Raw genomic sequence first — 20,805 nt, forward strand, 5'->3', positions numbered from 1 at the left:
CACCGGCTTCACCCGAGCCCCCGGCCGCACCGCGCGGCCGGGGGCTCCGGCGCGCGACGGGTCCTCTGCCCGCGTGCGCAGGTCAGCCCTCCCCGGGCGGCCGGCTTTCGCCGTACAGCCAGGCGTCCCACAGCCCGGTCAGATCCTGCCCCGTCTCCTCCTCCACGTACGCGGTGAAGTCGTCGGTGGAGGCGTTCCCGTGCCGGTGGGCCTTGGTCCACCCCCTGACGAGGGCGAAGAACGCCGGGTCGTCGTCCATGGCGAGCCGGACGCGGTGCACGACCATGGCCCCGCGCCCGTACACCGGCGGATCGGACAGATCCACGGCGTTCGGCGGATCGGCGGGCGGGAAAGCCCAGTTGGCGTCGTTCCGGTACGCCTCCTCGAAGCTCTCCTCGACGGGCACGTCCTCGTGGTCGGCGGCCCAGAGCCACTCCGCGTACGTGGCGAAGCCCTCGTTGAGCCACATGTCCCGCCAGGTCGCGGGGGTGACGGAGTTCCCGAACCACTGGTGGGCCAGCTCGTGGACGAGGAGAGCGGTGTCGGGCGGGCCTGGGAAGACGGGCCGGTTCTGGGTCTCCAGGGCGTACGTCGAGTCACCCGTCCGCTCGACGATCGCCCCGGCGGAGGCGAAGGGGTACGGGCCGAACTTCCCGGCCGACCACTTCAGCACCGCCGGAATCCGCCCCAGCACGTCCTCGCTCGCCGCCGCCGACTCCGGATCCACGGCGGTGAACAGCCGGATGCCGTCAGGCGTCACCGACTCCTCCGTGGCGAACCGGCCCACGGCCACCGTCGCCAGATAGCTCGCCATGGGCTCGGCGGTCCGCCAGCGGAAGGCGGTACGGCCGCCTTCCGTACGCCGGGACACCAACTCCCCGTTGGAGACGGCGGTCAGCGCCTCGGGCACGGTGATCTCGATGTCGTACACGGCCTTGTCGCTCGGGTGGTGGTTGCCGGGGAACCAGGCCATGGAGCCGGTCGGCTCGCCGAGGGCCACCGCACCGTCCGCCGTCCGCAGCCAGCCCTCCTTCTCACCGTCCGCGTCGGTGAGGGTCTCCGGAGATCCGGAGTAGCGCACAACAGTGGTGAACGTGCGCCCCTTGTGCAACCGGTGTTCCACCGCCCCCGCCGGACGCAGCGTCATCTCCTTGCCCGCCCGGTTCACGGCAGCCGGCCGACCCGCGACGGTCGCGCTCTCGACGTCCAGCCCGGCCAGGTCGAGGTGGAACGCGCTCAGGTCCTGGGTGGCGCGGGCGGTGATCGTCGCCGTGCCGCGCAGCCGGTCGGCGGCCGGGTCGACGTCGAGCTTCAGGCCGTAGTGCGTGACGTCGTAGCCGTCGTTGCCGAGCCCGGGGAAGTACGGGTCGCGCAGCCCGGCCGCGCCCGGCGTGCCCTCGACCCCGCCGGAACAGCCCGCGCTGAGGAGGGCGAGGGCGAGGAGGAAGGACGCGGTACGGGCCGGGGGGCGGAGATTCACCCGGTCGATCCTAGGCGGGCCTGCCGCCAAAGCCTGTCGATCAGTTCGGGTCAGGGAGAAGCCGCCCGCCTCGGGGAACGGGCGGGCGGCTTCGGCTCAGGGAGGCGGCTTCCTCTGCTGAGGGAAGCGGGTTCTGCTCAGAGGACGGCGATACCGAGGGGCCGGTTGCCCGCCGTCAGGCGGACCGGTTCGCTCTCCGGGTCCTCCATGCCGTCCAGGTCGACGACCGTGATCCCGTTCCAGTAACCGTCGCGGGTGAAGCCGCCGGTGACGTACGCCGTCCGGCCGTCCTTCGACACCGCCACGTCCTCGTGCGGTCCCTTCAGCGGGACGACCCGCTCCTTGCCGTCAGGAGTGCGGACGGTGAGCGAGGGGCCCTCGTCGTCCGAGCCGATCGGGCCGGTGCCGACGACGAGGAGAGTGCCGTCGGGGGTGAGGGCCGCGCCGTGCTGGTGGGTGTTGGCGGTCATCCGCTCGACCGTCACCTCGCCGGTGCGCGGGTCGAGGACCGCGAGCCGCTCCCCCTCGAAGGGCAGCAGCAGCTTGCCGTCCGCGGGGCGTACGACGGCGTAGTGCGGCTTGAGCCAGGAGCCGAGCCCGCCCTCGGTGCCGTACGGGGCGACTTCCATGCGCCGGGTCCTGAGTGTGTCCGCGTCCACCGCCGTGACGTCGAAGGAGTCGTGATCGGTGGCGTACACCTCACGGCCGTCCGGCGAGACGTCCACGTCGAAGGGGCGACGTCCGACCGGCGCGGTGCCGGTGACCTCGCCGGCCTCGGTGTCGATGACCTCCACGGTGCCGTTGCCGTCGGGCACGTTGACGCCGACGTAGACGTGCTCGCCGCCGGGGGCCAGGGCGATGCCCATGCCGCCGCCCCGGTACTCGCCGGCGGTGACGGGTCCGGTCTCCGTCTCGTACGGGATGAGCGCGAGGCGTGTCCGCCGTCGCGTGTCCACGACCGCGACGCCCTCGGCGGTGGCGACCCAGGCACGCCCGTCCTCGCCGACGACGAGGCCATAGGGGGCGGTGCCTACCTCGACCGAGGCGATGGGGGCCCCGCCCTCCCCGGACCCGTCGCGCCCCGGGTCGACGAAGGTCACGGTGTCGCTGCCGAAGTCGGCGACGAGGAGAGTCCCGTCGGCCGTGCGGCCGGTGGGGGTACGGGAGGGGTCGGGGGTGCGCACGGTGCTCGGCGCGGCGGACCCGGCCGGGGTGCCGGAGGTGTCCGGGGCGGCCTCCGTGGTGCCGGTCGCGCACCCGGCGAGCAGGGCGGCGGCGACGAGGGCGAGCGTGATGCGGCGGGCGCGGGTGACGGGTGCCGTGGCTGTGCGGCGGGCGCGGGGACCGCGCTTCGCGGTCATGCGGCGTCTCGCAGCAGCGCGGCCAGCTCCGCGAACCCGCGCCGCTCGGCGTGGGCGAGCGGGGTGACCCCGTCCCCGTCGGGCAGATCCCGTGTCGCCCCGGCCGCGAGCAGCAGTTCCACGACCTCCTGGTGCGCCCGGCCGCCCTCGCCGAGGATCACCGCCTCCAGCAGGGCGGTCCAGCCGAGCCGGTTCACGTGGTCGACGTCGATGTCGGTGACGCGCAGCACCTCCCGTACGTACGCGACATGGCCGCGTTCGCTGGCAGGGATGAGGGAGACGCCGCCGAACCGGTTGCGCAGGGTCAGGTCCGGTCCGGCGGGCAGCAGCACGTGCAGCATCGCAACGCTGCCGGTGACCCCGGTGACCAGCCAGGGGCTGTCCTCACGGCGGTCCTGGGCGTTCGGGTCGGCCCCGGCCGCCACGAGCAGCCGGGCCACCTCGACATGGTCACCGTGGACGGCGAGCAGCAGGGGGGTGCGCAGCTCGTCGTCGCGGACGTCGACCCGGGCACCGCCCTCGATCGCGGTGCGCGCACCTTCGGCGTCGCCGGTGCGTGCGGCGGTGAGCAGGTCGTGATCGAGGGCGTTCATGGGTACTCCGTTCTCGGCTGTGCCTGTGCGGACGCGACTACCGGGCGAGGGCGGCGACGCCCGCCCGGGCGAACTTCTCGTCGAGGTCGCCGCTGGGCGCGCCGGCCACGCCGATGCCCGCCACCGGGGCGCCCTTGGCCTGGACCGGGGCGCCGCCGCCGAGGAACAGGGTGCCGGGGATGTCCTTCAGGTTCGGGGCCTGCTCCAGGCGCTTGACCAGCTCGGAGGTGGGGGCGTTCCAGGAGACGGCGGTGTACGCCTTCTTCACGGCGGACTCGGGGGACTGCGGGCCCGCGCCGTCGCCGCGCAGGGTGACGATGGTGTTGCCGTTGCGGTCGACCACAGCGACGGAGACGCGCTGGTTCTCCTTCTTCGCGGCGTCCAGCGTGGCCTGGGCGGCCTTGGTGGCGGCAGCCACGGTCAGGTGCGTGGTCTGCTGGAGGTTGCGGTTCTTCGTGTCGGCCTTGACCGCGGCGGCGGGGGCGGCAGCCGGGGAGGAGGCGCTCGCGGACATCGCGCCGAACGTCCCGGCCCCGAGAGCGGCGACGACAACGGCACCGGTGACGACACGGGTACGCAGCGACAGCTTCTTCATGGTGGCTCCTTGATGGTTTCCGGGGCGGCCCGGTGGTTCGTACGAGCGGGCCGGGCGTTTCGCTCTGGTATCGATCCTCCCGACGGATCCGGCCCCGTACGGTCGACGTACCGGCTGGAAGCGGCGCGCGGGACGGCTGACGTCCCCATCAGCCGATCGGTTGATGCGGGGGTGGTCGGACCGGGCCACCATGGAGGGATCTGCGCAGGTCAACAGGGGCGGCGACACAGGGAACGCGAGGTATGAGGTGCACCACCCAAGCGGTCCGCGCGACGCGGAGAGGGGTGGCTCCGGTGCGCACGAGGGGGAGAAGGGTGCCCCCCGTCCGCACGACTTGGAAAGGGGTGACCCCCGTCCGCACAACGCGGAGAAGAGTGCCCCCCGTCCGCACGCCGCGGGGAAGGGTGCCCACCGTCCGCACGCCGCGGGGAAGGGTGCCCACCGTCCGCACGCCGCGGGGAAGGGTGCCCACCGTCCGCACGGCCCGGACAGGGGCGACCCCCATCCGCACAGCGCGGAGGAGAACGTCCCCACCGGCCCGGACCCCGACGCCCGCTGGCTCGCGCTCCTCATGCACGCCGCGTTCTTCCTGCTGCTCGGCGCCTCGCTGACCCGCTTCCTGATGCGGCACCCCGGCGAGGCCCGCACCCCGTGGATCATCGCTCTCTCCATCACCCTCGCGGCGCTCTACCTCCTCGGCCCGGTCCTCGGCTCGCGCCCCACCCCGCGCCGGCTCACCTGGCTCGGGGTCCTCGTCGTCGTCTGGATGGTGCTGGTCGTGCTCGCGCCGAGCTTCGCGTGGTGCGCGGTGCCGCTCTTCTACACGGGGCTGCGCATCCTGCCGCCGCGTGCGGCACTCGCGCTCGTCGCCCTGCTCACGGCGTTCGTCGTCGCCGCGCAACTGCGCCTGGCGACCGGGTTCGACCCGAACCTGGTACTCGCCCCGCCCGCCGTGGCCGCCGTAGCGACCGCCGTCTTCGTCCATATGCAGCGCCAGGCGGTACGCCAACGGGAACTGGCCGCACGCCAGCGCGAGCTGATCGACGACCTGCTGCGCACCCGGCGCGAACTCGCCGCCACCGAGCGCCGCGAGGGCACCCTCGCCGAACGCCAGCGGCTCTCCATGGAGATCCACGACACCCTCGCGCAGGGCCTGTCCAGCCAGCAGATGCTGCTCCAGGCCGCCGACCGCACCTGGACCGCCGACCCGGACGCCGCCCGCCGCCATGTCCGTACCGCCACGGGTATCGCCGAACGCAACCTCGCCGAGGCCCGCCGCTTCGTCCACGACCTGGCCCCGGCCGACCTCGCGGAGGGCGGCGGCCTGGAGGCGGCGCTGCACGCGCTGGCGGCCCGCGAGACGGCGCAGGCCCAGGGCGCCCTGACCGTCCGGTGCCACGTGGAGGGCACTCCGCACACCCCCCTGCCGGACCGGGTGCAGTCCGCCCTGCTGCGCATCGCCCAAGGGGCCCTGGCCAATGTGGGGGAGCACTCCGGGGCGACCGCCGCCGGCCTGACCCTGACCCACCTGGACGACCGGGTGGTCCTGGACATCGCCGACAACGGCCGCGGCTTCACCGTGGAGCCCGCAGGCGCACACGGCACCCCCACCGTCCGCGGCCACGGCCTCCCGGCGATGCGGGCCCGAGTGCACCAGCTCGGCGGAACGCTCACGATCGAGTCGGCGCCGGGCGAGGGCACGGTGCTCTCGGCCGAGGTCCCCCTCACCACGGCCCCGGCCCCCAGCGCCCCGGAGGAGCCCTCATGACCAGCCGCCCGACAACTCCCGTACGCATCCTGCTCTGCGACGACCACGTGGTCGTGCGCGCCGGACTGCTCGCCCTCCTCGGCAGCGAACCGGACATCGAGGTCGTCGGCGAGGCGGGCAGCGGCGAGGAGGCCGTGGTGCTCGCCGCCCGGCTCACCCCGGACGTCGTCCTCATGGACCTCCAGCTCGGCGAGGGCATCGACGGCGTCGAGGCGACCCGCCGCATCGCCGCCGACGGCACCGTCCACGTCCTGGTTCTGACCACGTACGACACCGACGCCGACATCACCCGCGCCATCGAGGCCGGCGCCACCGGCTACCTGCTGAAGGCCGAACGCCCCGAGGAACTGTTCGCCGCTATCCGGTCCGCGGCCCAGGGCCGCACCACGCTCTCGGCCCCCGTCGCCAGCCGCGTCATGGCCCGGATGCGCAGCCCCCGCCCCAGCCTCACCGACCGGGAACGCGACATCCTCGCCCAGCTCTCCCAGGGCCTCGGCAACCGCGACATCGCCCGCGCCCTGTTCATCAGCGAGGCCACGGTCAAGACCCACCTGGGCCGGATCTACGACAAGCTCGGCGTCGACACCCGCGCGGGCGCGGTATCGGTCGCGAAGGAACAGCGTCTGCTGCCGTAGGGCTCGGCCGGCGGCCTCGTTCTGATCGTCGAAGGTCGGCTCTCGAACCGGCCTTCGGATCAGCTCTCGTCGAACAAGGCGTCGACACTCGATGTGGTGACCGCCCGCTCGAACCACACGTCGAGCACCGCAAGGTCGGTACACGTGGTGATGCGCTGCCGTGCCGCGTCCGGCACCTCCACACCGCGCACCGCGAGAATCCGCAGAATGTCCTCGGCCCGGCTTTCCACACGACCTTCGTCGCGGAAGGATTCGGCGACGAAGCCCCGGAAGTGACTCAGCCCAGTGCCCATCAGGTTCCTCCAGATCTCACGGGCCGGGGTGGCTCCCAGACCCGCCTCGGTGAATTCGGCGAAGACCGCTGCGGCATCGGCGTCCGTGGCCCGGAGCGCCTCGGCGAGAGCTTCGCACCGCCCAGTTCACCTGCTCCGCCGGTCACGACACCACGACAATCCGCGTCGCAGCCTCCGGCAGACCACGCACCTGACCGTGGCTGCCGCCACCAAGGCCGCCCAGGCCACGCTGAACACCGCGAAGAAGAACCTGCGCCCTCACCCGATCGTGTCAGCCCCGGTGACCGGGCATGACACCATCGATCCGTGCTCGACATCGGCTACTCCCTCTCCCGTCGCTTCCCCGACCCCCCGCAGACCGACTACCGCCGCGCGGACGTCCGCGCGCTGCGCCACGATCTGTTCTCCGGCGACGTCTACCTCGCGGACACCAAGGCGGACCGCGAGGTGTCCACAGCCTGGGGATGGGTGCCGGTGCTCGACTTCGCGTGGGCGCTGTGCGACATCGTCGAGCAGATCGACCAGGACCCGCGCGGCAACCGCTCGCACCGGCGGCAGTACGCGGAGCTGGACTTCACCGAGTCCTCGGACGTCATGATCTTCGAGCGTCGCTTCGGCTGGGTCGACGTCGAGGCGGACTGGATGCCCGGCGACGAGCCCCCGCTCACCTTCAGCCACTCCCTCCTGCGCCGCGAGGCGCGCGACTTCCTGCACGACCTGATCGCCGATCTGGCCGACATGCACGAGGGCCTCGCCGACAACCCCGTGATCTGGGACCTCCAGGCCCGCTTCCCCCGTGTGTGAGCCGGCAAGAGAACCGAGGCGACCCGTATCTGCCTCGTACGTCCCTCGCGCCCTCACTCATACGCGCCTCGTGCCTCCCTCGCCCGAAACCCGAAACCCGTAACTGGTTACCGGTAACCAGGTATCCCGTACTGCCCCGTACGGGATGACCTCCCCCCCCCGCCTCCCTCACGCCTCCACCCGCACCCCGATCTGCGCCGCGAACGCCGGTGCCAGCTCCATCAACTGCGCCGGGCTGATCACCGCACCCGCCAACCGCTCCACGCCCCGCGCGATGTCCAGTTCGGCCACCGTCCGCAGGTCCACCGACTCCATCCGCACCGCGCTGAAGTCCGCCCGCTTCAGCACGCACTCCCGGAACTCGACCCGGACCAGCCGCGCGTCCCCGAAGTCCGGCTCGGAGAGCACGCACCCCTCGAAGACGACGTCCTTCAGCCGGGCCTTGCGCAGATTCAGGTAGTCGATCTTCCCGCCCCGGATCACCACCCGCTCCAGCACCGCCCCGTGCAGCTGAACCCCGCCCAGGCGTGCGTCCACCACCTCCACGTCCCGCAGCGACGCCCCCGCGAGATCGGTGCCCACGCCCCGTACACCGGTCAGGACCGAGTCGATGAAGCGGGCCCGCACCAGCTCCGTACGGTCGAGGCCGCAGCCCTCCAGCGCGCAGTCCATGAACCGCGCACCCGGCCCCGAAGCGTCCGCCAGGTCCACCCCGGCGAACCGCACCCCGTCGTAGTCGCCGTCCGGCTCCAGGCCCTCCCCGTCGTACGGAACGAGCGGGGGAAGGCGCACCTCCGGCCGCCGCGCCGCCGCGATGCCGTCCTTCTTGCCCTTGTTGGTCCCGGCCGTCCTGCCCGTACTCGCTGCCATGCCCCCATCGTGACGCACACCACTGACAACGCCCCCGCAGACCGTGTCACGCGCCGCCTCCCCCGATCCGTCACACCACCGACGACGCGTCGCATCATCCAAGAGGCGAAGGGTCGAAGGCGTTCCAGCTATGGACCACATCCACGTCATCGGCGGCGGGCTCGCCGGACTCACCGCCGCGGTCACCGCCGCCGAGCCCGGTGCGCGGGTCACTCTGTACGAGGGCCACCGGCCCCCGGGCGGCCGGGCCAGGACCGCCGACGGCCCCCGTCCACCCTGCTGCGCCCCGCCGTCCAGGGATCCCCCTCGCCGAAGCGGCCGCCTCCCACCACCCGCTGGAGACCCGGGGCACGATCGGCAAGGTGATCCTGGAGCTGTGAGACGGGGGCTGGGGCCGGGTCGGGTTTCCGGCCCGGCTAGGACCGGGGAGTGTCCTCGGCGGCGCCCAGCCTCGCCAACGCCCCGTCCGTCAGCCGGTACGTCGTCCACTCGTCCTGCGGCCGTGCGCCCAGCGACTCGTAGAACGCGATGGACGGGGCGTTCCAGTCGAGCACCGACCACTCCAGCCGCTCGTACCCCCGCTCCACGCAGATCCGCGCCAACTCCGCCAGCAGCGCCCTGCCGTGTCCGCCGCCGCGTCGCTCCGGGCGGACGTACAGGTCCTCCAGGTAGATGCCGTGCACCCCGCGCCAGGTGGAGAAGTTCAGGAACCACAGGGCGAAGCCGACCACCTCGCCATCACCACGATCACCACGGTCACCGCCATCACCCCCGTCGCCCCCGTCGCCCCCGTCGTCGGCCGTCGCCACGTGCGCGTACGCGGCGGGCCGCTCGCCGAACAGCGCCTCCCTCAGCTGTTCCTCGGAGGCCACCACCTCGTCGAGGGCCTTCTCGTAATCGGCGAGTTCACGCACCAGGGCGTACAGGACGGGGATGTCATCAGGCGTAGCGGTACGAATCATGGGGTCAGCGTAAGCAGCCCCCGAACTGCGTATCGGCCCTGTCCATTTCCGCTCACCCTCACCCTCACCCTCGCCCTCGCCCTCGCCCTCGCCCGACAACGGCCGCCGCCCGTCCGCCTCCCGCACCACCGGCAGCGCCAACGCGCACCCGCAGTACGTCGACGGCCCGTCCGGCCGCAGCCCCCACCGCTCCAGACACCGCGCGGCAAGGCCCGGCAACCCGGCGACCAAAGCCCGCCAGGCGGCTCCGTTGTACGTGGACCGGGTGTCGATCATTTCTTCGGGAATGTCGATCACACCCCCGATCCCAGGCGCATGCGTCAATCGGGCCATGCCCCGAGAACAGCCGGGAAACCGCCCTCGCGCCCCCGGCACCCGCAGCCCCCGGTCCACAGCCGCGGCCGCCGTCCGCCACTGGATCGCCACCGCCCCCGGCACGTACATCTGGCTGGGCATCCTCTTCGTCACGGCCGTCGTCCTGCGGCAGATGTCGCCCGCCTTCGAGGACGAATTCCTGCGGGACCGTTCCACCAACCTGCACGAGCTCTCGCGGAACCCCCTCCGCGTCCTGATCTCCAGCGCGCTGTGGATCGACGGCGGCCGCTGGCTCCCGTACGCCGTGCTGTTCACCGTCTTCCACGCCACCGCCGAACACTGGCTCGGCACCCTGCGCTGGCTGACGGTCGTGGTCCTCGCGCACGTACTGGCGACCCTCGTCAGCGAGGGCGTCCTGGCCTGGGCGATCCGGTACGGGCACGCCCCGCCGTCGGCCACCGACACCCTGGACGTGGGCGTGAGTTACGCGCTGGCCGGGGCCGTCGCCGTCCTCACGTACCGCGTACCGCACCTCTGGCGGTACGCCTACGCCTTCGCGGTCCTGGTGGCCTACGGCGTGCCGCTGATCGGCGAGGGCCGCACGTTCACCGACCTGGGCCACTTCACCGCCGTGCTGATCGGCCTCGCCTGCTACCCGCTGACCCGCCGCCGTACGGACCAGGAGACGCAGCGGCCCCCCGCGCAGTAACGTCCCGCCACACATACGCTCGGCATCAGTGAGTACCGGACACCGGAACAGGGACACCAGGGGCATCATGAGCACCGTCAGTACCGTCAACGGCGGCATATCGTTCTGGTACGCGCAGGAGGGCACCCCCGCCCCGCGCGAGCCCCTCCCCGGCGACGCGAGCGCCGACGTCTGCATCGTCGGCGGCGGCTACACCGGGCTCTGGACGGCGTACTACCTGAAGAAGGCCGTTCCCTTCCTCAACATCACCGTTCTGGAAGCCAAGTTCTGCGGTTACGGGGCCTCCGGCCGTAACGGCGGCTGGCTCTACAACGGCATCGCGGGCCGCGACCGGTACGCGAAGCTGCACGGCCACGACGCCGCCGTACGGCTCCAGAAGGCGATGAACGAGACGGTCGGCGAGGTCGTCCGGGTGGCCGCCGAGGAGAAGATCGACGCCGACATCCACCAGGGCGGTGTCCTGGAGGTGGCCCACACCCCGGCACAGCTGGCCCGCCTCAAGGACTTCCACAGCGTCGAGATCGCGTTCGGCGAGAGCGACCGGGTCCTGCGCGGTGCCCGCGAGACCGCCGAACGTATCCATGTCACCGGGGCCGTCGGCTCCACCTGGACCCCGCACGGCGCCCGGCTGCACCCGGTCAAGCTGGTCAAGGGCCTCGCGGACGCGGTGGAGGCGCTCGGCGTCACGATCCACGAGTCGACGCCCGTCACCGAGATCAAGGCCAAGCACGCCGTCACCCCGTACGGTACGGTCCGCGCCCCGTACATCCTGCGCTGCACCGAGGGCTTCACCGCGAGCCTCAAGGGCCAGAAGCGCACCTGGCTCCCGATGAACTCCTCCATGATCGCCACCGAGCCGCTGCCCGCCCATATCTGGGACACCATCGGCTGGGAGGGCCGCGAGACCCTCGGCGACATGGCCCACGCCTACCTCTACGCCCAGCGCACCGCCGACGACCGCATCGCGATCGGCGGCCGCGGCCGCCCCTACCGCTACGGCTCCGCCACCGACAACGACGGCCGCACCCGGCCCGCCACCGTCGCCGCCCTCCGCGACCTGCTGGTCCGCCTCTTCCCCACCACGGCGGGCGTCCGCATCGATCACGCCTGGTCCGGCGTCCTCGGCGTCCCGCGCGACTGGTGCGCCACGGTCACCCTGGACCGGTCCACGGGCCTGGGCTGGGCAGGCGGCTACGTCGGCTCCGGCGTCGCCACGGCCAACCTCGCCGCCCGCACCCTGCGCGACCTGATCCAGCAGGACTCCGGCCAGGCGGGCACCACCGACCTGACGACGCTCCCCTGGGTGAACCACAAGGTCCGACGCTGGGAACCGGAACCCTTCCGCTGGCTCGGCGTCCACGGCCTGTACGCCGCCTACCGCGCCGCCGACCGCCGCGAGACGTCCTCTCCGCGCCCCGGCACCGACCCGATCGCGAAGACGGCGGACCGCATAGCGGGCCGCCACTGACGCCGGGCCACTGACGCCGGGCCACGGCGTCGGGCCACGGCGTCGGGCCACGGCGCCGGGCTACGGCGTCGGGCCACGGCGCCGGGCTACGGCGTCGGCCGCTCCGCCACCAGCACGCCCACCTTGTCGATCCGGTGCTCGGGGTTGCCGAGGGCGTCCCGCCAGAAGTTCCCGGCCGCGTCGTCCTCGGGCGTCGCGCAGGTGGAGATCGTGATCATCGCCCGGGTCGGCTCGACACCGGGCTTGCCCGGCACCTCGGCCCGCTGCTCGGCGAGCGACCGCTCGCTGCGGAAGGAGGTCTGCCGGGTCTCGGTGATCTCGTACGTGTAGCGGGTACCGCCCTCGGTCACGTACACGGAATCGCCCTTGCCGAGATCCGGCAGATCACGCAACACGCCTCCGGCACTGAGCCGGTGCGCGGTGACCAGGTAATTGCCGACTTCACCCGGCCCGACCCCGCCCTCCTCGCCGTACGGGCTGGAGGCGACGCCCCGGTCCTGGATACGGCTGCCGGGCCGGTCGTCGGTCGTCCCCTCGTACGGCACGACGTCCAGGTCCTCGACACCGATGGCGGGTATCGCGAGGACGGCGGTCGCGGTGCGGGGATCGGTGCGATCAGCGGGGACGGGGGTGGGGGTGGAGGCCGGGGCCGACACAGGGGCAGGCACCGAGGCGGGTACGGAGGCGGGCGCCGTCACCGAGCGCCCGGTCGCGGAGGGCGGGGCCGGGGCCATGGACTCGGCCGCGGGGAACGGGGCCCGGGCCTTGGACTCGGCCGCGGGGAACGGGGCCGTGTCCTGCGTCCCCACACCCGGGCCGCCTGACAGCCCGGCCGCACACCCCAGGCTCAGTACGACGGCGGCACAGCCACCGGCGGCAGTACGGGCGACGCTACGAAGACGGCGCATGGGCAGCCCTCCTTCTCCTCCCAGTACACCACCGGCCCCACGATCCGCATACGGACGCCCGCCCCTGCCCCGCCCGCGAGGGGCGGGCGACGGCCCGGGAAGCGATCGCCGCCAGGCCACCCCGCCAGCAGCCTGCCTCCTCGGCCACCAGCCCCCCAGCCCCCAGCCCCCAAACGCTGAGAGCTCAGCGCTCAGCGCCGGAGCCCCGACAGCCGCCCCGCCTTGGCCGTCGCCACCAGTTCCTCCACGGTGGCGAGCTTCACCCGGGGCCGCCCGGCACGCCGGCCCCGGTCCCGTTCGGCGCGGTCGATCGCGGCCAGGCCGCGGGCGTCCACGACGCGGCGGTTGCGCTGCCGGGCGAGCCGGCGGAACGCCTTGGCATCGCCCGTGGGCGTGGGCAGCGCCCCGGCGACCGCGTCGGCCAGGAGCGTGCCGACCGTCTCGGCCGCGCAGGTGCGGTTGGCACCGATCCCGCCGGACGGCCCGCGCTTGATCCAGCCGACGACATAGCTGCCGGGCAGTCCGGCGACCCGGCCGCCCTCGTGCGGGACCGTGCCCGAGGCCTCGTCGAACGGCAGGCCGGGGACCGGGAGCCCCCGGTAACCGATGGCCCGCAGCAGCAGCCCGGCGCGCAGGTCCGCCATGCCTCCTCCGCCACCACCGCCGCCGCCGGCTCCGTCCGTGACGCGTACCGCGTGCACGCCACCGCCGCCAAGGATCTCCACCGGCTCGGAGTGGAAGCGCAGCACGATGCGCCGGGCCGCCCCTTCACCGAACGCGGGGGACCCGGCATCCGTCCGTACCCGGGCCAGCCCCCGCAGCATCCCGGCCCGGTCGCCCGCCCCCGCCGCGTCGATCGCCGCCGCCGTACGCGGGTCGTGGTCGTCCACGGCCAGCTCCACGCCCTCCAGGTGCTTCAGGGCCAGCAGTTCGGAACGGGTGTACGCGGCGTCCTCCGGCCCCCGCCGCCCCAGCACCACGACCTCACGGACTTGGCTCGCCCGCAGGGCCTCCAGCGCGTGGGTGGCGATGTCGGTCGCCGCGAGCGTCTCCGGGTCGGCGACCAGAATCCGGGCCACGTCGAGGGCGACGTTGCCGTTGCCCACCACGACGACCCGCTCGGCGGAGAGGTCGACGCTCTGCGCGACGGCCTCGGGATGGGCGTTGTACCAGGCGACGAACGAGGTCGCGGACAGCACGCCGGGGCTCTCCTCGCCCGGGATGCCGAGCCGCCGGTCCGTGGACGCGCCGACCGCGTAGATCACCGCGTCGTGGTGGGCGGCCAGCTCCTCGGCGGTGACGTCCCGGCCCACCTCGATGCCCAGGTGCATACGGACCCGGGGGTGGCTGTGGAAACGGGAGAAGGTGTCGCCGACCTTCTTCGTCGCGGGGTGATCGGGCGCCACGCCGTACCGGACCAGGCCGCCCGCCACCGGCAGCCGGTCGATCAGGGTCACCTCCGCACCGGTGTGCAGCAGCAGGTCCTGAGCGGCGTACATCCCCGCCGGACCGGTGCCCACGACGGCCACCCGCAGCGGCCCGAAGTCGGACGGCAGGCTCCGCTCGAAGACCGGCTCGCCCCAGACATGGAAGTTGGGCCCGTCGACACCGGCCCCGGCGGAAGGGGACTCCTCCCCCTCGTAAAGCGCACCCTCGTAAAGTGCACCCTCGTAATAGGCGGCGTTGATGTCCGCGTACTCCCGTTGCCCGGCGGGCAGCACGTCCACCGGGAAGATCGCGTCCACCGGGCAGGCGTCCGCGCAGGCCCCGCAGTCGATGCACGCCCGGGGGTCGATGTGGAGCATCTCCGTACGGCCGAAGGCGCGTTCCTCCGGCGTCGGATGGATGCAGTTGACCGGGCACACGGCCACACACGTGGCGTCGTTGCAGCAGGTCTGGGTGATGGCGTAGGTCATGTCCCCGGCTCAGATCAGGTTCGCGCGCTTGTAGAAGGCGAGGGCGGGCTTGGTGAGCAGCCGGGCGGAGGCGAGGAAGTCCATCAGCCCCGAACAGCTGGACCGCATCATCGACTTGTGGTGCTCATTGCCCTTCGCGGCGGCCAGCGCACGCTTCCGGTCGAGCCCGGCCCTGCGGTAGACCTCCGGGTTCACCATGCTGGTCACGATGAAGTACGAGGCGACGGCGACGACGAACGCGTTGATCTGCCGCCGCGCCCACCCCGCGCCCTCCAGCCGCTTGAGGGTCTCCTCCCGGGCGAACTTCATGTGCCGGGACTCCTCCACCACATGGATGTTGTTGATGGTGCGGACGAACGGCACCACCCGCTCGTCACGCATCCAGTCCCGCTGCATCACGTCGAGGACTTCCTCGGCGACCAGGATCGCCGCGTACGCGGCCTCGCCGAACGCGAGCGTCTTGAATGCCCGGCCCAGCTCCATCACCCCGCGCCGGGGCCGGTAGTGCGGGGCCCCGAGCTTCTGCGCGCCGCGCGCGAACATGATCGAGTGGCGGCACTCCTCGGCTATCTCGGTCAGCGCCCACTGGAACTCCGCGCCCGCCGGGTCCTTCATGTAGATGTCCCGCAGCACCATCTGCTGAAGGATCATCTCGAACCAGATCCCCGTGCTGGCGACCGAGGCCGCCTCCTGCCGGGTGAGCTCCTTGCGCTGCGCCTCGGTCAACTCACGCCAGTACGGCGTGCCGTAGAGCGTGCTCCACTCGGGGCTCGCGCCGTGGAACTCCTTGTCCAGCGGCGTCTCCCAGTCGACCTCGGTGGCCGGGTCGTACGCCAGCTGCGCGGCCGAGCCGAGCAGCCGCCGCGCGACATCGTCACCCTCGGGACTGTCCTGGACCTTCGACGGATGGGCCTTCGACGGAACGGTGCTGCCGGCCATGCTGCGGCTCCTTTGGGTCGAGTGCGGTGATCCTTGATCGCGGCGATGTGTGCGTACAGGGGGCTGCTGTGCGCGTACAGGGTGCTGTCGCGGGCGTACAGCGTGGTGATGCGCGCGTACGACGTGGTGGCGTGCGCACGGCGCGGCGGAGTGCGTACGACAACAGCCCTCTGCTGCCCGGGCAGCGGCCGGATGCCCCACCCGCTTGTTAGACGCAAGGTATAACAAGGAGCCCGGGCCGCCTACCCCTCGGTAGAAATCGGCCCGGGCCCCTCACCACACCTCCCCGTGGGCTACCTGGGGTCCTGGCCGAACTTCGAGGTCGACCAGAGGTAGCCGAGCACCACGAGCCCGAGGCTCCAGCCGACGGTCAGCCAGCCGTTGTGGCCGATCTCGCTGCCGAGCAGCAGGCCGCGCAGGGTCTCGATGGCGGGCGTGAACGGCTGGTACTCGGCGATCGGTTGGAACCAGCCCGGCATCGTCCCCACCGGGATGAAGGCGCTGGACAGGAGAGGCAACAGGATCATCGGCAGGGCGTTGTTGCTGGCGGCCTCGGCGTTCGGACTGATCAGGCCCATGCCGACCGCGACCCAGGTGAGGGCCGAGGCGAAGAGCACGAGCAGCCCGAACACCGCCAGCCACTCCAGGACGGTGACGTCCGTCGGCCGGAAGCCGATGGCCACGGCGACGGCGCCCACCAGGACCACGCTCAGAACGCTCTGCAGCACGCTGCCGACGACATGTCCGACGAGCACGGAGCCGCGGTGGATCGCCATGGTGCGGAAGCGGGCGATGATGCCCTCGGTCATGTCGTTGGAGACGGAGACAGCGGTCCCGACCACGGTGGAGCCGACCGTCATCAGCAGCAGACCCGGGACGATGTAGGCGATGTACTCGGCGCGATCGGCGCCCCCGCCGCCGAGACCCGCGCTCATCACATCGCCGAAGATGTAGACGAAAAGCAGCAGGAGCATGACAGGTGTGAGGAGCAGGTTCAGGGTGAGGGAGGGGTAGCGCCGGGCGTGCAGGAGGTTGCGGCGCAGCATGGTGTTCGAGTCGCGGACGGCGAGGGCGAGGGAGCTCATCGGAGTGCCTCCTTGGGCTGGCCGTTCCGGGCGGGCGCGCCGGATCCGGTGAGGGCGAAGAACACGTCGTCGAGGTCGGGGGTGTGGACGGTCAACTCGTCGGCCTCGATCCCGGCCGAGTCCAACCAGTCGAGGATGGAGCGCAGTTCGCGCTGACTGCCGTCGCTGGGAAGGCGCAATGCCAGCGCCTGGTCCTCGCGCGCGGCCTGGTGCAGGGTGGAGGCGGCGGACCGGTAGGCGTCCGGGTCGGTGAAGCGGAGCCGGACGTGCCCGCCCGGAACGATCCGCTTCAACTCCTCGGCACTGCCCTCGGCGGCGATCCTCCCGTCGTTGAGCACGGCGATACGGTCGGCCAACTCGTCGGCCTCCTCCAGGTACTGGGTGGTGAGGAAGACGGTGACGCCGCCGGCGACCAGCTCCCGGATGATCCCCCACATGGTGTGACGGGAACGCGGGTCGAGACCCGTGGTCGGCTCGTCGAGGAAGATGATCCGCGGGGAGCCGACCAGCGTCATGGCGATGTCCAGGCGGCGCTTCATGCCGCCGGAATAGCCCGCTACCGGCTTCTTCGCCGCCTCCACGAGGTCGAAGCGCTCCAGCAGTTCGGCGGCGACCCGTCGGCCCTCCCGGCGCGGAAGACGGTGCAGGTCCGCCATCAGCAGCATGTTCTCCTCACCGGTGACCAGGCCGTCCACGGCGGAGAACTGCCCGGTGACACCGATCGCGCCGCGCACGGCCTGGGGATCGACGGCCGGGTCATGGCCGCCGACGCTCAACCGGCCGGCATCGGCGGTGATGAGGGTGGACAGGATCTTGACGGCGGTGGTCTTGCCCGCGCCGTTGGGGCCGAGCAGGGAGAAGACCGTGCCCTCGGGCACCGACAGGTCGATGCCGTCGAGCACGAGCTTGTCGCCGTAGGACTTGCGCAGTCCGGTGGCGGTGATCGCCTGCGTCGCAGCCTGCTCGGCAAGCGGCGCGGAGGCACGGATGACAGTCATGCTGGTTCCCTTTCGTGAGCGGTGAGTCGGGCGTGGGCGGTGAGCCGGGGATGAGGCGGCAAGGCGGGCGTGGGCGGCGAGCCGGGCGTGACGGGCGAGGCGGACACGGGCGGGGGCGGGCGGACGTGGGCCGGGGTCAGGCGCGGCGGACGATGATGTCGCCGGCCCCGCTCCGGGCGTGCACCTCGACGGTCTCGTCGGAGCCCTCGGGACCGGCGGCGGCGCCGAGCGAGTTGCGTACGGTGCCGAACCTGGGGTTCAGGTCGAGCCAGGCGGCGGTGCCCTCGTGGATGCCCACTTCGAGGTCGCCGACGGAGGTACGCAGAGTGATGCGGCCACGCATCACATCGCCGACACGGATGTGCCCGTTGGAGGAGGTCGCATCGACCCCCGCACGGGCGACGCCGATCTCGATCCGCCCGTTGGCGGACTTGGCGACGACGCTGCCGTGCGCGACGCCCACGGAAATGTCGCCGTTGGCCGCGTTGACCTTCAGCTCACCACCGACCTCGTCGATCCCGGTCGTACCGTTGCCGTTCTTGACGGCAGCCGCCCCGCCCACCACGCCGACCTCGACCCGGCCGGATCCGACGATCTCGGCGTCCCCGGTGGAGCGGACCAGCCGGATGTCGCCGTGGTCGGTCCTGAGCTCGGCGCGGGCGGCCTCATCCACCTGGAGATCTCCGAGCGAGGTCGTGAGCTTCACGTCCCCGAGGGGGCCTTCGCAGAGGAAGCCGCCCAGGGCGGACGCGCCCCGAACGTCGGACCCCGCGGGCAGTTCGACGCTCACGACGACGGTGCCCGGCCTGCCGAACAGGGACCGCTTCCTGGGGGTCTTGACGGTGAGACGCCCGCCCGAGCAGGAGACCTGGGTCTGCCGCACGGCGCGTACGTCGTCCTCGTCGGATCGGTTGCCCGGCAGCACCTCGACGACCGTGTCGGTGCGCTTGCCGGCAGCGATACGGGCAGTACCGGCGTCCAGTTCGATGACGGCGGAGATCGGCTCAGGAGTATCGAAAGAAGGCATGGCGGTCCCGTCCTCTTGGCTCGGTGAATGATGAGTGATCAGCGATGAGCGATCGGTGACGTCGGCCGGATCGGCGATCCGCCGGTGAAAGTGGGGCTGGGGGCCCCGTAGGGCTGGAAGGCCCCGGTGCCAGGGCCTGTCGTCGAACTGCCGCCTGCCGGGCGACGACGGCAGTTTGACGACAGGCCCTAGCGGACCCAGCCGGTGAAGCCGCGACCGCCCGAGTCCTCGCCCCGACCCGGTGCGCTCGCACGCCCCCCGCCGTCGAGGGAGACGGACACGGCCCGCACGAGCCAGGCGTTGACCGACAGCCCCTCCGCCGCCGCGGCGCTCTCGGCGCGGCCCTTGAGGTGGGCGGGGAGGCGGAGGTTGATCCGCACCATGGTGCCGTCCTCGGCCTCCCCGGCCGGCGGCGCGGCCACGACGGGAGCCGCGACCGGCTCCCGCGCCTCCCGCACCGGCTCGGGCACCGGCGGCGGCGTCACCACGAACTCGGGATCGAGCCCGCGCAGCCGCACATCGACCGAACCGGGTGCCAGATCCCGAGTGACCTCACCCATGGCTGCGGAGAGCACATTGAGCAGGGTCAGCCGGGCGGCGGACTCCAGGGGGGCACTGAGCCGCTCGGCCAGGGACCGGGCTTCGTCACCGCTGGCATCCGCGGCGACGGCGAGTTCCCGCCGGAGATTGTCGACGTAGGGGGTGAGATCCATGACGCCATCATGGCACACGCATGGCGCCACGTCGAGCCACTTTGGCGCACTTCGCACGAAGACGCCCCTGACCTGCAAAGTTACAACCGAAGGCTTCGCAATGGCGCCATAGAAGCACCCCGAACGACCAGCGGTGGCGCCACATCGGCACCACCTGGCACCATCAGGCACCACCGGGTGCCACCGGGTGCCACCCACTGAAGGGGCGCCACCGGGCAGACATGCTCCTCGTCCGTACAGCCCGCCAGGATCGCTCGGGAGATGGAACTCCTATCGAAATGATCTCTGCGGCGGCCGGCTCATCGCGGGAGTGACGATTCGGGTGCGGGATGGCAAGGCCGGAGCCTTGCAACGCCGGTGAGGAAGCGGACCGGCTGTCGCACGCCCCGCTTCAACCTTCAGCGGGGCATGCCTCCAGCGACAGCGTGCTGGTTCAGGCGTGACCAGGCTCCGACGCCCAAGGCTGTTCCGATGCCCAGGAACGCGCCGACCCCGGCGGGCACCACCCACTGCGTCACCGAAGGCGCGGCATCGCCGCCGTTCCCGGTGAGGGCGACCACAGCGGTCAGCAGTCCGTACGGGATCAACAGCGTTCCCGCCCAGGCCGGGGGGAGCAAAAGCCACCGGGGAAGTCTCCGTCCCCATGGCCGGACGAGGGCGAATGCCAGCATCACCCCCATCAGCGCCAGCACGGCCGTGAAGTCGATGCCGTGTCGTTCCAGCCACACCAACGCATCGGGAGCACCGTTCCTCTCGAACTCGCCCGTCACGTCGAACCCGTCCGCAAGCCCCGCCCTGCCGCCGAATGCCCAGTACACCTTCATAGCGACATAGGGCGCGGCAGCCGCGCTGCCCAGCGCCACGACCATCCGAGCTGCCCTTGGCGTCACCACGCGCGTCATCACCACTCCCCGCCCAGCGCCCTCGCTGGCCAACGGCTGTCGTCGGCCCGGTTCCACCGTGCTCCGGTTCCGGCGTCCCGGCGTCACGCCTGGGTACCGTCGCCATGACGGGCTCTCCCCCGAGTGACGGAAGCACGGTCATCCGCTGGTACAGGCGCACCGGGCCTGAGGAAGGCTTCGTGGATGCCGTCGCGCCACTCCCAGCGGATCCGCGCGCATCTCCCAGCGGATCCGCCGGCGGCGGAACCAGTGCCGGCCCCTCGCCCGGTTTCACGCACCGACGAAAGAAGCCCAGGTCAGACAACACCTGACCTGGGCTTCCCACCGAGCCCCCTGTCGGATTCGAACCGACGACCTACGCATTACAAGTGCGTTGCTCTGGCCAGCTGAGCTAAGGAGGCGTGCCAGAGCAGTCTAACCAACCCCGCGCCCCGCCCGTCCGCGTTTTCCGTGTGCCCCGGACT

Annotated in this window: 20 protein-coding genes, 1 tRNA gene and 1 pseudogene; 6 read left to right on the forward strand and 16 right to left on the reverse strand. The window is 72.1% G+C overall.

Annotated elements, in window-relative coordinates:
• Positions 1-82 precede the first annotated feature (82 nt).
• The 4 genes from CIB93_RS21545 to CIB93_RS21560 all read right to left on the reverse strand — a co-directional run bounded on the left by CIB93_RS21545 (position 83) and on the right by CIB93_RS21560 (position 4,029).
• Positions 83-1,480 (reverse strand): M1 family metallopeptidase, encoded by a 1,398-nt coding sequence (locus CIB93_RS21545; RefSeq protein WP_096629023.1) that lies wholly within the window; start codon positions 1,478-1,480, stop codon positions 83-85.
• Positions 1,481-1,617: 137 nt separating this feature from the next.
• The gene (locus CIB93_RS21550) at positions 1,618-2,841 is read right to left on the reverse strand and encodes a YncE family protein (RefSeq protein ID WP_179500195.1); all 1,224 of its coding nucleotides are present in this window, start codon (positions 2,839-2,841) and stop codon (positions 1,618-1,620) included.
• Entirely contained in the window at positions 2,838-3,434 is a 597-nt protein-coding gene (locus tag CIB93_RS21555) for an ankyrin repeat domain-containing protein (protein ID WP_096629024.1), read from the reverse strand. Before CIB93_RS21555 ends, CIB93_RS21550 begins: the two co-directional genes overlap by 4 nt.
• Positions 3,435-3,471: 37 nt before the next feature.
• The gene (locus tag CIB93_RS21560) at positions 3,472-4,029 is read right to left on the reverse strand and encodes a heme-binding protein (protein WP_096629026.1); all 558 of its coding nucleotides are present in this window, start codon (positions 4,027-4,029) and stop codon (positions 3,472-3,474) included.
• Positions 4,030-4,192: 163 nt separating this feature from the next.
• Between CIB93_RS21560 and CIB93_RS21565 the strand changes: the two genes are divergently transcribed.
• Positions 4,193-5,797, forward strand: a complete 1,605-nt coding sequence (locus CIB93_RS21565) for a histidine kinase (protein ID WP_373558781.1) — start codon at positions 4,193-4,195, stop codon at positions 5,795-5,797.
• Positions 5,794-6,432, forward strand: a complete 639-nt coding sequence (locus tag CIB93_RS21570; protein ID WP_096629027.1) for a response regulator transcription factor — start codon at positions 5,794-5,796, stop codon at positions 6,430-6,432. The genes CIB93_RS21565 and CIB93_RS21570 overlap by 4 nt, the downstream gene beginning before the upstream one ends.
• Before the next feature lie 59 nt (positions 6,433-6,491).
• Here the strand turns inward: CIB93_RS21570 and CIB93_RS21575 are convergent, their stop codons facing one another.
• Positions 6,492-6,725 carry a hypothetical protein gene (locus CIB93_RS21575; protein WP_096629029.1) on the reverse strand — a complete coding sequence of 78 codons (234 nt, stop codon included), beginning with the start codon at positions 6,723-6,725 and terminating at the stop codon, positions 6,492-6,494.
• Between the two features lie 306 nt (positions 6,726-7,031).
• Here CIB93_RS21575 and CIB93_RS21580 point away from each other — a divergent pair, with 306 nt between their 5' ends.
• Positions 7,032-7,529, forward strand: a complete 498-nt coding sequence (locus tag CIB93_RS21580) for a hypothetical protein (protein WP_096629030.1) — start codon at positions 7,032-7,034, stop codon at positions 7,527-7,529.
• Positions 7,530-7,697: 168 nt separating this feature from the next.
• On the opposite strand, the gene CIB93_RS21585 is transcribed toward CIB93_RS21580, so the two are convergent.
• Positions 7,698-8,399, reverse strand: a complete 702-nt coding sequence (locus CIB93_RS21585) for a pentapeptide repeat-containing protein (protein ID WP_179500196.1) — start codon at positions 8,397-8,399, stop codon at positions 7,698-7,700.
• A 43-nt stretch (positions 8,400-8,442) separates the two neighbouring features.
• Here CIB93_RS21585 and CIB93_RS38985 point away from each other — a divergent pair.
• Positions 8,443-8,667 (forward strand): annotated as a pseudogene (locus CIB93_RS38985) (NAD(P)-binding protein); the annotation flags it as partial.
• A gap of 148 nt (positions 8,668-8,815) precedes the next feature.
• Here CIB93_RS38985 and CIB93_RS21595 read toward each other — a convergent pair.
• A complete protein-coding gene (locus CIB93_RS21595; RefSeq protein WP_096629081.1) occupies positions 8,816-9,361 on the reverse strand; it encodes a GNAT family N-acetyltransferase in 546 nt (181 codons plus the stop codon).
• Positions 9,362-9,692: 331 nt separating this feature from the next.
• On the opposite strand from CIB93_RS21595, the gene CIB93_RS21600 reads away from it, so the two are divergent.
• Both CIB93_RS21600 and CIB93_RS21605 read left to right on the forward strand, forming a co-directional pair.
• Positions 9,693-10,385, forward strand: a complete 693-nt coding sequence (locus CIB93_RS21600; protein WP_096629032.1) for a rhomboid-like protein — start codon at positions 9,693-9,695, stop codon at positions 10,383-10,385.
• A gap of 67 nt (positions 10,386-10,452) precedes the next feature.
• Entirely contained in the window at positions 10,453-11,853 is a 1,401-nt protein-coding gene (locus CIB93_RS21605) for an FAD-binding oxidoreductase (RefSeq protein ID WP_096629033.1), read from the forward strand.
• Positions 11,854-11,939: 86 nt separating this feature from the next.
• On the opposite strand, the gene CIB93_RS21610 is transcribed toward CIB93_RS21605, so the two are convergent.
• The 9 genes from CIB93_RS21610 to CIB93_RS21650 all read right to left on the reverse strand — a co-directional run bounded on the left by CIB93_RS21610 (position 11,940) and on the right by CIB93_RS21650 (position 20,742).
• Entirely contained in the window at positions 11,940-12,761 is an 822-nt protein-coding gene (locus tag CIB93_RS21610) for a sortase domain-bontaining protein (RefSeq protein WP_373558782.1), read from the reverse strand.
• Positions 12,762-12,952: 191 nt separating this feature from the next.
• Positions 12,953-14,677 carry an FAD-dependent oxidoreductase gene (locus CIB93_RS21615; protein ID WP_096629035.1) on the reverse strand — a complete coding sequence of 575 codons (1,725 nt, stop codon included), beginning with the start codon at positions 14,675-14,677 and terminating at the stop codon, positions 12,953-12,955.
• Positions 14,678-14,686: 9 nt separating this feature from the next.
• On the reverse strand, positions 14,687-15,616 hold the full coding sequence (locus CIB93_RS21620; RefSeq protein ID WP_096629036.1) for a diiron oxygenase: 930 nt from the start codon (positions 15,614-15,616) through the stop codon (positions 14,687-14,689).
• A 293-nt stretch (positions 15,617-15,909) separates the two neighbouring features.
• A complete protein-coding gene (locus CIB93_RS21625) occupies positions 15,910-16,701 on the reverse strand; it encodes an ABC transporter permease (protein WP_096629038.1) in 792 nt (263 codons plus the stop codon).
• Positions 16,698-17,699, reverse strand: coding sequence for an ATP-binding cassette domain-containing protein (locus CIB93_RS21630; RefSeq protein ID WP_096629039.1), 1,002 nt, complete (start codon positions 17,697-17,699; stop codon positions 16,698-16,700). The genes CIB93_RS21625 and CIB93_RS21630 overlap by 4 nt, the downstream gene beginning before the upstream one ends.
• Before the next feature lie 136 nt (positions 17,700-17,835).
• Positions 17,836-18,726, reverse strand: a complete 891-nt coding sequence (locus tag CIB93_RS21635) for a DUF4097 family beta strand repeat-containing protein (protein WP_096629041.1) — start codon at positions 18,724-18,726, stop codon at positions 17,836-17,838.
• Between the two features lie 188 nt (positions 18,727-18,914).
• Positions 18,915-19,439: a toxin-antitoxin system HicB family antitoxin gene (locus CIB93_RS21640; RefSeq protein WP_096629042.1), complete on the reverse strand. Its 525-nt coding sequence runs from the start codon at positions 19,437-19,439 to the stop codon at positions 18,915-18,917.
• A gap of 398 nt (positions 19,440-19,837) precedes the next feature.
• The gene (locus CIB93_RS21645; protein WP_096629044.1) at positions 19,838-20,341 is read right to left on the reverse strand and encodes a hypothetical protein; all 504 of its coding nucleotides are present in this window, start codon (positions 20,339-20,341) and stop codon (positions 19,838-19,840) included.
• A gap of 327 nt (positions 20,342-20,668) precedes the next feature.
• Positions 20,669-20,742, reverse strand: a tRNA-Thr gene (locus CIB93_RS21650).
• Positions 20,743-20,805 lie beyond the last annotated feature (63 nt).

The sequence above is a fragment of the Streptomyces sp. WZ.A104 genome, from assembly GCF_002382885.1.
Taxonomy (GTDB): Bacteria; Actinomycetota; Actinomycetes; order Streptomycetales; family Streptomycetaceae; genus Streptomyces.